This window comes from Microtetraspora malaysiensis, from assembly GCF_001528665.1.
In the GTDB taxonomy this organism is placed as follows: domain Bacteria; phylum Actinomycetota; class Actinomycetes; order Streptosporangiales; family Streptosporangiaceae; genus Microtetraspora_A; species Microtetraspora_A malaysiensis.
The window spans coordinates 427,337-440,864 of record NZ_BBYJ01000006.1 but is presented as its reverse complement, the minus strand read 5'-3'; the positions used below and the strand labels follow the sequence as shown (position 1 = coordinate 440,864).

General features: G+C 71.4%; 9 protein-coding genes. All 9 read right to left on the bottom strand.

Features of this window, described 5'->3' with window-relative positions:
* Positions 1 to 193 precede the first annotated feature (193 nt).
* A complete protein-coding gene (locus tag AWQ71_RS07385; RefSeq protein WP_245658152.1) occupies positions 194 to 1,900 on the bottom strand; it encodes a S8 family peptidase in 1,707 nt (568 codons plus the stop codon).
* Positions 1,901 to 2,090: 190 nt separating this feature from the next.
* The gene (locus AWQ71_RS07380; protein ID WP_067128601.1) at positions 2,091 to 3,557 is read right to left on the bottom strand and encodes a glutamate synthase subunit beta; all 1,467 of its coding nucleotides are present in this window, start codon (positions 3,555 to 3,557) and stop codon (positions 2,091 to 2,093) included.
* A 69-nt stretch (positions 3,558 to 3,626) separates the two neighbouring features.
* A complete protein-coding gene (gene gltB / locus AWQ71_RS07375; protein WP_084258660.1) occupies positions 3,627 to 8,168 on the bottom strand; it encodes a glutamate synthase large subunit in 4,542 nt (1,513 codons plus the stop codon).
* A 364-nt stretch (positions 8,169 to 8,532) separates the two neighbouring features.
* Positions 8,533 to 9,447 (bottom strand): hypothetical protein, encoded by a 915-nt coding sequence (locus AWQ71_RS07370; protein WP_067128595.1) that lies wholly within the window; start codon positions 9,445 to 9,447, stop codon positions 8,533 to 8,535.
* Positions 9,444 to 10,163: a VIT1/CCC1 transporter family protein gene (locus tag AWQ71_RS07365; protein WP_067128591.1), complete on the bottom strand. Its 720-nt coding sequence runs from the start codon at positions 10,161 to 10,163 to the stop codon at positions 9,444 to 9,446. Before AWQ71_RS07365 ends, AWQ71_RS07370 begins: the two co-directional genes overlap by 4 nt.
* Entirely contained in the window at positions 10,160 to 11,122 is a 963-nt protein-coding gene (gene lgt / locus AWQ71_RS07360) for a prolipoprotein diacylglyceryl transferase (RefSeq protein ID WP_067128589.1), read from the bottom strand. The genes AWQ71_RS07365 and lgt overlap by 4 nt, the downstream gene beginning before the upstream one ends.
* An 83-nt stretch (positions 11,123 to 11,205) precedes the next feature.
* Positions 11,206 to 11,958 carry a DsbA family protein gene (locus tag AWQ71_RS07355; RefSeq protein ID WP_067128586.1) on the bottom strand — a complete coding sequence of 251 codons (753 nt, stop codon included), beginning with the start codon at positions 11,956 to 11,958 and terminating at the stop codon, positions 11,206 to 11,208.
* A gap of 10 nt (positions 11,959 to 11,968) precedes the next feature.
* Positions 11,969 to 12,472, bottom strand: a complete 504-nt coding sequence (locus AWQ71_RS07350) for a DoxX family protein (RefSeq protein ID WP_245658151.1) — start codon at positions 12,470 to 12,472, stop codon at positions 11,969 to 11,971.
* Positions 12,473 to 12,703: 231 nt separating this feature from the next.
* The gene (trpA, locus tag AWQ71_RS07345; RefSeq protein WP_067128584.1) at positions 12,704 to 13,498 is read right to left on the bottom strand and encodes a tryptophan synthase subunit alpha; all 795 of its coding nucleotides are present in this window, start codon (positions 13,496 to 13,498) and stop codon (positions 12,704 to 12,706) included.
* Positions 13,499 to 13,528: the final 30 nt, after the last annotated feature.

The window sequence follows — 13,528 nt, the reverse complement described above, 5'->3', positions numbered from 1 at the left end:
ACAGACCACTTGATTGTGACGGCGCATGGAGCTGTGGCCAAATTGTCGATGACGTATCGGGCTCATCCGGGTGTCCTTCGCACCCCGCCCTGCGGGGTGGCGCGGACCCGGCGCCCGCCGTCGCGGCTTCGCGCGCCCAATTCAGGCTACCGAATCCGCCGGACCGCCAGCAGGGCTTTCCCCCAGCGGAGACTCAGCGGGTGAACGTCGCGGCCCGGGCGGCGCTGACGATGCCGTGGCCGAAGAAGCCGTTGTGATCCCGGCCGCCCTCGCAGGTCTGCACGTCGTTCTGTGCGTACTTGTACGCCCGGGGCTCCGGGCAGGGCCGGGGCACCGCGGTCTCGTACAAAATGCGTTCGACCTCGGCGGGGTCCATCTTCAGGCCGTTCTTCCCGGGGGTGCCGAAGCGGCCGACGATGATCGCGGCGACGCCGGCGGCGTGCGGCGAGGCCATGGAGGTGCCCTCCAGGTACTGGTAGTAGGCGCAGGTCCCGCCGTGCGGGCACTCCCGGACCACGGACGGGTCCTGGGGCACCCCGCGGGCGTCGACGAGGCCCTTCTGGCGCAGCGCCCGGGCCGGGGCCGCGGCCAGGATCTCCCTGCCCACGCCGGTGAGCCGCCCGTCCTTGGCGAACAGGTCGCCGCCCGGGGCGGCGATGTCGGTCTGCTCGACGCCGTAGTCGGAGTAGGACGCCTTGCGCTCGGTGGGGCCGACGGCGGAGACCGAGATGACGTGCTCCAGCTCCGCCGGCACGTTGATGCAGGTGTTGTCGACCTTGCGCTCGTGTTCGGCGCCCAGCGGGTAGTCGGGGCTCGCGGTGTCCTTCGCCGGGTGGCCGAGGTCGGTGCCGCTGTTCCCGATGGCCGTGATCAGCGTGACGCCGTGGGCGTGCGCGTACGCCACGGCCCGGCGCATGCCCTCGATGATGCCGCGCTGTTCGAGCCGTTCGGCGGGCGTGTCCTTCGGGTTGTTCGGGCAGTTGAACGTCCAGGGGTCCACGTAGAAGCTCATGTTGACCACCGCGACGCCGATGTCGGCGGCGTACGTGAGGGCGTCCAGGGTGGGCTTGAGGAAGAAGTAGCCGGAGTCGGTGCCGGCGCGGATGTTCACCAGCGACACCTCGGGGGCGACCCCGGCGACCCCGATCCCGTTGAGCGGGGAGCCGATCGTGCTGGCGACGTGCGTGCCGTGTCCGTCGTCGTCCACGTCCACGGGGTCCTTGCAGTCCTTGGCCTCGCAGGGACCGTCGAACGTCTTGCCGTTGGCGTCCTTGGGCCGGTCGGTGACGAAGTTGCGGCTCAGCTCGCGGTTGAAGTTGGGCGCGATGTCGGGGTGCTTGCCGTCGATGCCGGTGTCGATGACGCCTACGAGCACCCGCCTGCCCCGCGCCGAGGGGTGGGCGTAGGAACCGGTGGCGGTGGCGCCGATCATCTTCATGTCCCACTGGCGGCCGGACAGCGGGTCGGCCAGCGCCGCGGGCCCCGACGTGGCCGCGGAGGGTGCGGGGGTGGGCGACGCCGGCGGCGAGGCGGGGGGCGGCGTTGGCACGCTCGCCGTCTCGCCGATCCTGCGGTCGGGGGTGACGCCGGCGATCGCCGGGGTCGTGCCGAGCTTCTCCGGCGCGGACAACTCGGCCACGAGGTAGCCGAGCCGCGGCTCGTCCCCGGTGACCACGCCGCCGCTGGCGGCGACCGCGCGGGCCGCCGCGTCCCGGCCACCTTGGGTGTAGAAGACGAGGAACTCCCCGCTCGCCCCTGTCGGCCGCGCCGTCCCGGGCGTCGCCGTCCGCGCCCCGTGGGCGTCCCGGCCCGCGCCGGGATCGCTCGGGCCGGCCGCGCAGGCCGTGCCCGACATCGCCACCGCGAGGACCGCGGCGGTGAGACGTCCCCGTACGTTCAACGACCCCTCCTCGTTCTGGCCCGCCCGTCCCGGGAGGAGCCTGACAGCGTGAGCTCGCCACCGACCATACGAGAGGTATTCCCGTTTTGTCGGATTTTCGCCTGGGGGACGTGCGCAGGCGGCTCCGGCCACAACAATAGACGTGACCACGCGGCCGGCGGCCGCGTGGTCACGTCTGTTCACGCAGGTGTCAGACCAGCGGGCGCGCCGTCGGCGGGACCGCGACCGGCAGGGCGGTACGGCCCGAGAGGTACTCGTCCACCGCCGCGGCGGCCGACCGGCCCTCCGCGATCGCCCACACGATCAGCGACTGGCCGCGCCCCATGTCACCGGCCGCGAAGACGCCCTCCACGGCGGTCTCGTACGACACGCTGCGGGCCACGTTGCCCCGGGCGTCGAAGAAGTCGCGCGAGGCGAGCGACGCGAGGCCGGTGAGCAGCGGGCCACGCTCCGGGCCGACGAAGCCCATCGCGAGGGTGACCAGCTCGGCGGGGATCTCCCGCTCGCTGCCCGGGATCGGCCGGAACCCGGCCGCCGGCCCCTCGACGTCGACCAGGCGCAGCGCCCGGACGTTGCCGTGCTCGTCCGCGAGGAACTCGGTGGTGGAGGCGGCGTAGACGCGGGCGCCGCCGCCCGCCTCCAGCTCCTCGTGCGCGCTCTCCATCTTGAACAGCATCGGGTACGTCGGCCACGGCTGGGATCCGGGCCGGTCCGCCGGCGGCCGCGGCATGATCTCCAGCTGGGTGACCGAGGCGGCCCCTTGGCGGATCGCCGTGCCGACGCAGTCGGCGCCGGTGTCACCGCCGCCGATCACGACCACGTGCTTGCCCTCCGCCGAGATCGGCGACGCGGCGAGGTCCCGGTTGGCGGGCGGGAGGTACTCCATCGCCTGGTAGACGCCCTTGAGCTCGCGCCCGGGCACCGGCAGGTCGCGCCAGGCGGTCGCCCCACCGGCGAGCACGATCGCGTCGAACTCCTCGCGCAGGCGGGCGGCCGGGACGTCCACGCCGACGTTGACGCCGGTGCGGAACTCGGTGCCCTCGGCCTCCATCTGCGCCAGGCGGCGGTCGAGGTGGCGCTTCTCCATCTTGAACTCGGGGATGCCGTACCGGAGCAGGCCGCCGATCCGGTCCGCGCGTTCGAACACGACGACGTCGTGCCCGGCGCGGGTGAGCTGCTGGGCGGCGGCCAGCCCCGCCGGGCCGGAGCCGACCACGGCGACGCGCTTGCCGGTCTTCCTCTCCGGCGGCCGCGGCGCGACCCAGCCCTCGGCGAAGGCGCGGTCGATGATCTCGACCTCGACCCGCTTGATCGAGACCGGGTCGGCGTTGATGCCGAGGACGCAGGCCGCCTCACAGGGAGCCGGGCACAGGCGTCCGGTGAACTCCGGGAAGTTGTTGGTCGCGTGCAGCCGCTCGGCCGCCTCGCGCCAGTCGTCCCGGTACACCAGGTCGTTCCACTCGGGGATGAGGTTCCCGAGCGGGCAGCCGTTGTGGCAGAACGGGATGCCGCAGTCCATGCAGCGGGCGGCCTGCTTGGTCAGCGCGGGCTTCGGGAAGTCCTCGTAGACCTCCCGCCAGTCGCGGATGCGCACGTCGACCGGGCGGCGCGCCGGCAGCTCGCGGTCGTGCGTGAGGAAACCCTTCGGGTCAGCCATCGGTGTACCCCCCTTATCGGTGTGCGTCGGTCGAACGGTGGACGGCGAAGCGGACGTCGGTCATCGGCCTCACCCCTGCGCCGCGGCCATGACGGCCTCGTCGATGTCGCGGCCTTCGAGCCGGGCGGCCTCCGCCGCCTGGAGCACCCGCTTGTAGTCGGTCGGCATGACCTTGCCGATCCGCGTGAGCGCGGCGTCCCAGTCGGCCAGCAGCCCCTTGGCCACGGCCGAGCCGGTCTCGGCCAGGTGCCGCTCCACGATCGCCCGCAGGAACGCGGCGTCCTCGTCCGTCAGCGACTCGATCTCCACCATCTCCCGGTTGACCCGGTCGGCGTTCAGATCCAGCACGTACGCGACGCCGCCGGACATGCCGGCCGCGAAGTTGCGCCCGGTCGGGCCGAGGACGACGGCCCGGCCACCGGTCATGTACTCGCAGCCGTGGTCGCCGACGCCTTCGACGACGGCGGTCGCGCCGGAGTTGCGCACGCAGAACCGCTCGCCCACGACGCCCCGGACGAACACCTCGCCGGAGGTGGCCCCGTACAGGCCGACGTTGCCGGCGACGACCTGGGTCTCGGCCGCGAACGGCACGTCCGCGGGCGGGCGGACGACCAGGCGGCCGCCGGACAGGCCCTTGCCGACGTAGTCGTTGGCGTCGCCGACGAGCCGCAGCGTGACGCCGCGCGGCACAAACGCGCCGAACGAGTTGCCCGCCGACCCGGTGAAGGTCACGTCGATGGTGTCGTCCGGCAGTCCGGCCCCGCCGTACCTGCGGGTCACCTCGTGGCCGAGCATCGTGCCGACCGTACGGTTGACGTTGCGGATGGGCAGTTCGAGCGTGACCCGGTCGCCGTACTTGAGCGCGCCCTCGGCGAGCTGGATGAGCGTGTTGTCCAGGGCACGGTCGAGGCCGTGGTCCTGCTCGACGAACCTGTGCAGCGGAGTGCCCGCGGGCAGCGCCGGCTGGTGCAGGATCGGCGACAGGTCCAGCCCCGCGGCCTTCCAGTGGTCGACGGCCGCGGTGAAGTCCAGCATCTCGGCGTGGCCGACGGCCTCGTCGAGCGAGCGGAAGCCGAGTTCGGCGAGGTACTCGCGGACCTCCTGCGCGATGAACTCGAAGAAGTTCACCACGAACTCGGGCTTGCCGCTGAACCGCTTGCGCAGCTCCGGGTTCTGCGTGGCCACGCCGACCGGGCAGGTGTCCAGGTGGCAGACCCGCATCATGACGCAGCCGGAGACGACCAGCGGCGCGGTGGCGAAGCCGAACTCCTCGGCCCCGAGCAGCGCCGCCACGATCACGTCGCGGCCGGTCTTGAGCTGGCCGTCCGCCTGGACGACGATCCGGTCGCGCAGGCCGTTGAGCAGCAGCGTCTGCTGGGTCTCGGCCAGGCCGAGCTCCCACGGCGTTCCGGCGTGCTTGAGCGAGGTCAGCGGCGAGGCGCCGGTGCCGCCGTCGTGGCCGGAGATCAGCACGACGTCGGCGTGCGCCTTGGACACGCCCGCGGCCACGGTGCCGACGCCGACCTCGGACACCAGCTTCACGTGCACGCGGGCCCGCGGGTTGGCGTTCTTGAGGTCGTGGATGAGCTGGGCCAGGTCCTCGATCGAGTAGATGTCGTGGTGCGGCGGCGGCGAGATGAGGCCGACGCCGGGCGTGGAGTGCCGGGTCTTGGCGATCCACGGGTACACCTTGTGCCCCGGGAGCTGGCCGCCCTCGCCGGGCTTGGCGCCCTGGGCCATCTTGATCTGCAGGTCGTCGGCGTTCACCAGGTACTCGCTGGTCACGCCGAAGCGGCCGGAGGCCACCTGCTTGATCGCGCTGCGCCGGTCCAGGTCGTACAGCCGCTCGGGGTCCTCGCCGCCCTCGCCGGTGTTGGACTTGCCGCCCAGCCGGTTCATGGCGATGGCGAGGGTCTCGTGCGCCTCCATCGAGATCGAGCCGTACGACATGGCGCCGGTGGAGAACCGCCGGACGATCGACTCGACCGGCTCCACCTCCTCGATCGGCACGGGCGTGCTCTTACGCAGCCGGAACAGGCCGCGCAGGGTCATCAGCCGCTCGGCCTGGCCGTCGACCAGGGAGGTGTACTCCTTGAAGATCTCGTACCGCCGGCCGCGGGTGGCGTGCTGCAGCTTGAAGACCGTCGTCGGGTTGAACAGGTGCGGCTCGCCCTCGCGGCGCCACTGGTACTCGCCGCCGACCTCCAGCCGCCGGTGCGCGTTCTCGGCCCGCGGGTAGGCCCGCTGGTGCCGCTCGGACGCCTCGCGGGCCAGGACGTCGAAGCCGACGCCGCCGAGCCGCGAGGTGGTCCCGGTGAAGCACTCGTCGATGACCTCGGCGCCCAGGCCGAGCGCCTCGAAGATCTGCGCGCCGGTGTACGAGGCGACCGTGGACACGCCCATCTTGGACATGATCTTCAGGACGCCCTTGCCGTACGCCTTGATCAGGTTGTGCACTGCCGCGCGCGGCTCGACGCCGGGCAGCCGCCCGGCCTCGACCATGTCCTCGACGGTCTCGATCGCGAGGTAGGGGTTGACCGCGCTCGCGCCGTACCCGATGAGCAGGGCCATGTGGTGGCACTCGCGGGCTTCACCGGTCTCGATGACCAGACCGACGCGGGTGCGCGTCTTCTCCCGGATGAGGTGGTGGTGCACCGCGCCGGTGAGCAGCAGCGCCGGGATCGGCGACTTCTCGCGGGAGGAGCCGCGGTCGGACAGGACGATGATCCGCGCGCCGTCCTCGATCGCTCGCGAGACCTCCTCGCGGATCTCCCGCAGCCGCCGCAGCAGCGCGTCACCGCCGCCGCCCACGTGGAACAGCCCGGAGACGACGTACGGCTGGAAGCCCGGCAGCGCGCCCTCGTCGTTGATGTGGACGATCTTGGCGAGCTCGTCGTTGTCGATCACGGGGTAGGGCAGCACAAGCCGGCGGCAGGAGGCCGGGCCCGGGTCGAGCAGGTTGCCCTCGGGGCCGATGGTCGACTGCAGCGAGGTGACGAGCTCCTCGCGGATCGCGTCCAGCGGCGGGTTGGTGACCTGGGCGAAGAGCTGGCTGAAGTAGTCGAAGAGCAGCCGCGGCTTCTCGCTCAGTACGGCGACGGGCGTGTCGCTGCCCATCGACCCGATCGGCTCGTAGCCGTGGCGCGCCATCGGCGTGAGGATGACCCGCAGCTCCTCCTCGGTGTAGCCGAAGGTCTGCTGCCGCTTGACGAGCGCCTCGTGCGTCGGGTGCTCGTGCTCGCGCGCGGGCAGCTCCTCGAAGCGGACCAGGCCCGCGTGCAGCCAGGCGCCGTACGGCTCGGCCGCCGCGAGCTCGGCCTTGATCTCGTCATCCTCGATGATCTTGCCGCGCGAGGTGTCGACCAGGAACATCCGGCCGGGCTGGAGGCGGCCCTTGCGGACGACCTTCTCCTGCGGGATGTCGGCCAGGACGCCGGCCTCGGAGGCCAGCACCACCAGCCCGTCGTCGGTGACCCAGAAGCGGCCGGGGCGCAGGCCGTTGCGGTCGAGCACCGCGCCGACGAGCGTGCCGTCGGAGAAGGTGATCGACGCCGGTCCGTCCCACGCCTCCATCAGGGTGGAGTGGAACTCGTAGAACGCCCGCCGGGCGGGGTCCATCTCCGTGTGGTTCTCCCACGCCTCCGGGATCATCATGAGCACGGCGTGCGGGAGCGACCGGCCGCCCAGGTGGAGCAGTTCGAGCGTCTCGTCGAAGGACGCGGTGTCGGAGCCGTCCGGGTCGCAGATCGGGAACAGCCGCTCCATGCCGCCCGGGATCACACCGCTGGCCAGCATCGCCTCGCGGGCGCGCATCCAGTTCCGGTTGCCCCGGACGGTGTTGATCTCGCCGTTGTGCGCGACGTACCGGTAGGGGTGGGCGAGCGGCCACGAGGGGAACGTGTTCGTGGAGAACCGCGAGTGGACCAGCGCGATCGCGGTCGCGTACCGCTGGTCGGACAGGTCGGGGAAGAACGGCTCGACCTGCAACGAGGTCAGCATCCCCTTGTAGACGACCGTGCGGCTGGACAGCGAGGCGAAGTAGACGTCGGCCTCGTGCTCGGCCCGCTTGCGGAAGGCGAAGGCCAGCCGGTCGAGGGCGATGCCGGTCGCGCCGTTCGGCGCGGTGATGAAGAGCTGCGAGAAGTGCGGCATGACCGCGCGGGCGCTGGCGCCGGGGAGCGCTGCGTCGACGGGGACGTCACGCCAGCCGAGGACGGTCACGCCCTCCTCCGCGGCGATCTCCTCGATCAGGCCGACGGCGACGCCGCGCGCCTGCTCGTCACGCGGAAGGAACGCGAGACCGGCGGCGTACGCGCCCTCGGGCGGCAGGGGGCTGCGCCATTCCAGGTCGGCCACGACCGCGCGGAAGAACGCGTCCGGGATCTGCGTGAGAATGCCGGCTCCGTCGCCGGTGTCCGGCTCGCTGCCACTGGCCCCTCGATGGTCCAGGTTGCGCAGCGCGGTCAGGGCCTTCGCGACGATGTCATAGCTGCGGCGGCCGGCGACGTCCGCCACCATGGCGACACCGCAGGCGTCGTGCTCGTTCGCGGGGTCGTACAGGCCCTGAGGCTCGGGGAAACCTCCGGCACGGCTGAGGCGGGCAGCAGGCATGAATCCCTCCCGTCGTCATCTTCTGCTCGAAAACAGAGGGACGACGTTGGCCCTGCTGCGGTGATAGGTACGTCAAACGTTACCGCATCCTGCCCGATTAGTCCCAACCCGGTGCGCTTCGCGAACCTTCGCTGGGCGAACCGTGGCGGAGAGAAGGGCAGGAGGCGGGACGTATCACCCACCGGGAAACCGCTTCGTCGCGGTGCGGCGAGCGCCCTTTCGCTGCGCTCTTCCTTGAGCGTCGCTCGCCCTGTATCCCGGCTGATCCCGGCATTTAACCTACAACATCATCATTCAAGCCGATATTTCGGTATCTGGTGGGAACGGCAAACCTTGCCCTGGTAGCGGGCGAGCGGGTTCCGGCCTACTGCCCCACGGGGGTCGGAGAGGGCGAGGCCGGGGATCCGGCCCCCTCCCCTGTCCCGGACTCGGTGGGGCCCGGCTCGGCCGGCTGGGCCGTCTCCTCCCCCGGCGACGGCTTGACGGTGATCGAGGGAACGCCCGCGACCGCGACGACGCGCTTGTAGAGCGCCCGTTCCACATCGCGTACGGCGAGGCCGAGCGTGACGAAGTCGTCCTGCGGGGTCGGGTCGGCGCCGTCGGCCCTGCCGATCCAGACCAGGCCGACGTAGTGGCCCATCGCGTGGCCGCTCGCCTCGGTGTACCCGGTGAACCCGGCCTTGGCCGGGTCGAGCGGCAGCATCCAGCCGCCCAGGTAGAGCGACTTCAGCCGCTCGACCAGGCCGTCGGCGGCCGTGACGTCGGCGAGGTTGAGCATGGCGTACTGGGCGATGTACGTGCCGTCGGCGCTGGTGTAGAAACCACGCGCGATCTGCGTGCACCCCGCCTCGGACAGCTCCTGGACCAGGTCGGCGCCCCAGACGGACTGGCGGCACCCGCTGTCGAGGTGGACGCCGACCCGCTTCAGGGTGATTTTTCCCGCCTGCACGGCGCGGCCCCCGAAGAGCTCCTTCAGGGTGAGAGGAGCGGCGTCGGCCTTGCGGTTCGCGATGGGGGCGAACTGCTTGAGCGAGGACCAGGCGCGGTAGTCGCCGGGCCGGGCCCCGCCGAGGGAGCTCGATCCCTGCGCCGGCGGGACGTCACCGCTCCCGATCATGTTGGCCACGAAGATCAGGGCCACCACGAAGGCGATGCCCGCCACCACCGATCCGATGCCGATGACGAGCCGCTGCTGCAGGACGCTCAGCCCGAACTCGGCCAGGGTGTCGCTGGTCCAGCGCTCCGAGGGCGGCTGCGACCTGCGCTTGCGCTTCGTCACAGACCGCTTGCTCCGACCGCCGTACCGAGCCCCCACGTGAGCGCCGCCGCCACCGCGCCCACCAGGAGTTGGCGCAGCCCGCTGAACCACCAGCTCCGCGCCGTCACCTGGGACACCACCGCGCCGGCGGCGAACAGCGCCACCGAGGACGCGATCACCGACACCCACAGCCCCTGCACACCCAGCAGGTACGGCAGGAGCGGGATCAGGGCCCCGATGGTGAACGACAGGAACGAGGAGACCGCGGCGAGCATCGGCGAGGGCAGGTCATGCGGATCGACGCCGAGCTCGGCCCGGGCGTGCACCTCCAGCGCCTTCTCCGGGTTCCTGGAGATCTGGCGGGCGACCTCCCTGGCCGTCTCCGGCTCAACCCCGCGCTGCACGTAGAGCTGGGCGAGCTCGGCCTCCTCGGCCTCCGGATTGCGTTCGAGCTCGCGACGCTCGACGTCGATCTCCGCCTGGGCCAGCTCGCGCTGGCTGGCCACCGAAACGTACTCGCCGCCGGCCATGGAGAAAGCCCCGGCGGCGAGGCCGGCCACGCCGGCGAGCGCGATGATCTTGGTGTCGGCTGTGCCGCCCGCCACGCCCGCGATGAGGGCGAAGTTGGAGACGAGGCCGTCCATCGCGCCGAACACCGCCGGGCGCAGCCAGCCGCCGTTCACGTCCCGGTGCTGGTGATGGATCTCGGCGCGAACCCCCGAAACTGCGCCGGTCATCGCCGGCTTCCTCCCTGTTCTGGTGAGGCGGCCGCCTCACCGGTGGTGTCGTCGGAGCCGGCCGAGCCGCCCTCGGGTGAATCGGCTGCGTCAGAGCCGCCGTCCGCCGCGCCGGACTCGCCCGGGTCGCCTGCCGGGCTCTCGGCGCCGAGCGGCTCCTCGCCGGTCTTGTTCCGCGCGAACCAGAAGTACGCGATCGCCAGCAGGAAGATCACCACTGCGGTCCACTGGTTCAGCCGGAGCCCGAGGATGTGGTGGGCGGGGTCGACCCGCAGGCCCTCGACCCAGAACCGGCCGAGGGTGTATCCCGCGCCGTACAGCGCGAACAGCCGGCCGTGCCGGAGGGCGAAGCGCCTGCCGACGAGCACCAGGATGCCCGCGAGGGCGAGGTTCCACAGCGACTCGTACAGGAAGGTCGGGTGGTAGGTGTCGGCGCCGGGCACCGTGCCGGGACGGCCCGGCTCGATCTCCAGGCCCCACGGCAGCGTGGTGGGCCCGCCGAACAGCTCCTGGTTGAAGTAGTTGCCCCAGCGGCCGATCGCCTGTGCCACGGCGATGGCCGGGGCGAGGGTGTCGGCGACCGCCGAGAACGAGATGCCCCGGCGACGACAGGCGATCCACACCCCGAGGGCGCCCAGCGCGATGGCCCCCCAGATGCCGAGGCCGCCCTTCCAGATGAACAGAGTGTCGATCGGCCGGTTGGGCGCTTCGGGGCCGAAGTAGAGCTGCCAATCGGTGATGACGTGGTACAGCCGCCCGCCAACGAGGCCGAACGGCACGGCCCAGACGGCGAGATCAGTGATCGCTCCCGGCGCGCCACCGCGGGCGCGCCAGCGCCGCTCCCCTATCCAGACGGCGACGATGACGCCGAGCACGATGCACAGCGCGTACGCCCGGATGGGGAGCGGACCGAGGTTCCAGACCCCTTGTGACGGGCTGGGAATCGAGGCGAGGGGCATGTCAATGGACGTTACCGTAGACGGACGCGACCTCGCGCACAGCTGGGGAGAACGGGCCGCGACGATCCGCGGCCCGTCCCGTCCTACTTGCCGGCATTGATGATTTCCTGGCGCAGCGCGCTCGGCACGAAGATCGTGTTGTTGTCGATGACGGTGCCGTTCAGCTTCAGCGTCGGCGTCCCCTGGAGCTTCTGGTCCTGCAGCGTCTTGGTGGAGGACTGCTCGTGCGCCGCCTGCTGAGTCTGGTCCTTGACACAGCTCTCGAAGCCGGGCGCGGTGACGCCGACGTCATTGCCCCACTTCACCAGGTCGTCGGTCTTGAAGCCCTCGACGGTCTCGCTCGGCTGCTCCTTGAAGAGCCGGTCGTGGAAGGCGATCCACTGACTGCCGTCGGACACGCAGCGCAGCGCGGACGCGGCGCGCAGCGAGTTCGACCGGGTCGGCTCCTGCGAGAAGATCGTGAGCGGGTGGTAGACGACCTTGACCTTGCCTTCGGCGGCGAGGTTCTTGATCGTGGGGCCGCTGATCTCCTCAAGCTGCTTGCAGACCGGGCACTGCGGGTCCTCGAAGATGTCCAGGACCGGCGTGGTGACCCCGGGCTTGGCCATCACGGCGGTGCCGTCGCTCTGCACGGTCACGGGGGCGAGCCCGCCGGCGACCGTCTCGGACTTGCTCTGCTGCGCGGCGTACCACCAGCCGCCGCCGATCACGGCCAGCGCGACGACCACCACGGTGATGATCGTGGTCAGGCGCTTGCGCTGCTCCTGCTTGCGCTCGGTTTCCCGTTGCGCCGCGATGCGTGCCCGGACCGAGGCGTCCCTCGCCGCCTTGCTCATGCATCTCTCCCTATGCGTCGGGCTCTTCGCCCTGGAAAATGTCGCCTTCAGGCTGGTGCGGCTCGCGCGGCCCGGTCAGGCCGAGTGCGGAGTCCATCGCGAAGCGGCCCGGCGGACGGATGAAGATCCACGCGGCCACGACCACCAGGCCGAAGTCACGGAGGATCTCCCAGAGATAGTTGGGGCTCTCACCCGCGCCCAGCTCGCCACCGCCGCCGAAGCAGCCGCAGTCGATGCGCAGACCCCGCGCCCAGGCGGAGGCGATGCCAATGACGAACGCCAGCATGAGCAACCCGGAGACCACGGCCGCGACCCTGGTCAGCAGACCGACCACCAGCAGGACGCCGATGACGATTTCGACGATAGGCAGACCGTACCCGATGGCCGTGGCCAGCGAGTCCGGCAGGAGTTGGTACGCCTGTACCGCCTGCACCGAGAGCGCCGGGGCGCCGATCTTGAGGCCGCCCGCCACGATGAGCACCGCCGCGAGGACCAGCCGGGCCGCGGTCGTCACCCAGGGTAACGCGGGGTGTTCCGTTCGCGGTCGACCAGGTGCGGCCTGCTGGTGAGTCAACACCATTCGTCTCCTCGCGGGGTTGGCCTCGTGCCGTCACGATGTCCGGCCGTCACCAGCGCGACGGCCGTGCTATCTGCACATTACTTGGAGCCCACCACATCATGGACGGCATAAGCGCCGGTTAAGCGATCGGCCCCCCTGTTTCTGGGTAGGGCCGGCCCCGGTCGGCTACCGGCGGACGCCCGCGGCGAGCTCGGCCGCGAGCTCGCGCACGGAGGCGAGCCCGGACGCCTCGTCGGGCGCGTCGAGGAGACGCCGGATGAACGCGGAGCCGACGATCACGCCGTCGGCGTAGGCGGCCACCTCGGCGGCCTGCGCCCCGGTGCCCACGCCGAGCCCGACGCACACGGGCAGGGAGGTGTGCTGCCGGGTGCGGGCGACCAAGCCCTCGGCGGCGGATCCGACCGACTCGCGCGCGCCCGTCACGCCCATCAGGGAGGCGGCGTAGACGAAGCCGGTGCAGATCTTGGCCACCTTGCCGATGCGGTCCTCGGTGGAGCTCGGCGCGACCAGGAACACGGTGTCGATGCCCGCGTCCTTGCTCTCCTGGAGCCAGACCCCGGACTCCTCGGGCGTGAGGTCGGGGGTGATCGTCCCGACGCCGCCGGCGTTCGCCAGGTCGCGCGCGAAGCGGGTCGCGCCGTACCGGTCGATCGGGTTCCAGTACGTCATGACGAGAGTCGCGGCGCCGGTCTTGGCGACGCCCTCGACCGTGCGCATCACGTCGGCGATGCGGGTGCCGTTCTCCAGTGAGCGGTGGACGGCGTCCTGGATGGTGGGGCCGTCCATGAGCGGGTCAGAGTACGGCAGGCCGATCTCGATCACGTCGCACCCGGCCTCCACCATGGCGGTGGCGGCGGCGACGGCCCCGTCCTTGGTGGGGAAACCGGCCGGCAGGTAGCCCACGAGGGCGGCCCGGTTCTCGGCGCGCGCCTTCGAGAAGACCGTCTGAAGTGTCGTCATCGGTGTTCCGTTCGTCTGGGTCGGATCCGC

Coding starts and splice junctions, on each gene's coding strand:
- AWQ71_RS07380 (WP_067128601.1), bottom strand. CDS start 3,557: ATGGCTGACCCGAAGGGTTTCCTCACGCACGACCGCGAGCTGCCGGCG.
- gltB (WP_084258660.1), bottom strand. CDS start 8,168: ATGCCTGCTGCCCGCCTCAGCCGTGCCGGAGGTTTCCCCGAGCCTCAG.
- AWQ71_RS07365 (WP_067128591.1), bottom strand. CDS start 10,163: ATGACCGGCGCAGTTTCGGGGGTTCGCGCCGAGATCCATCACCAGCAC.
- lgt (WP_067128589.1), bottom strand. CDS start 11,122: ATGCCCCTCGCCTCGATTCCCAGCCCGTCACAAGGGGTCTGGAACCTC.
- AWQ71_RS07355 (WP_067128586.1), bottom strand. CDS start 11,958: ATGAGCAAGGCGGCGAGGGACGCCTCGGTCCGGGCACGCATCGCGGCG.
- trpA (WP_067128584.1), bottom strand. CDS start 13,498: ATGACGACACTTCAGACGGTCTTCTCGAAGGCGCGCGCCGAGAACCGG.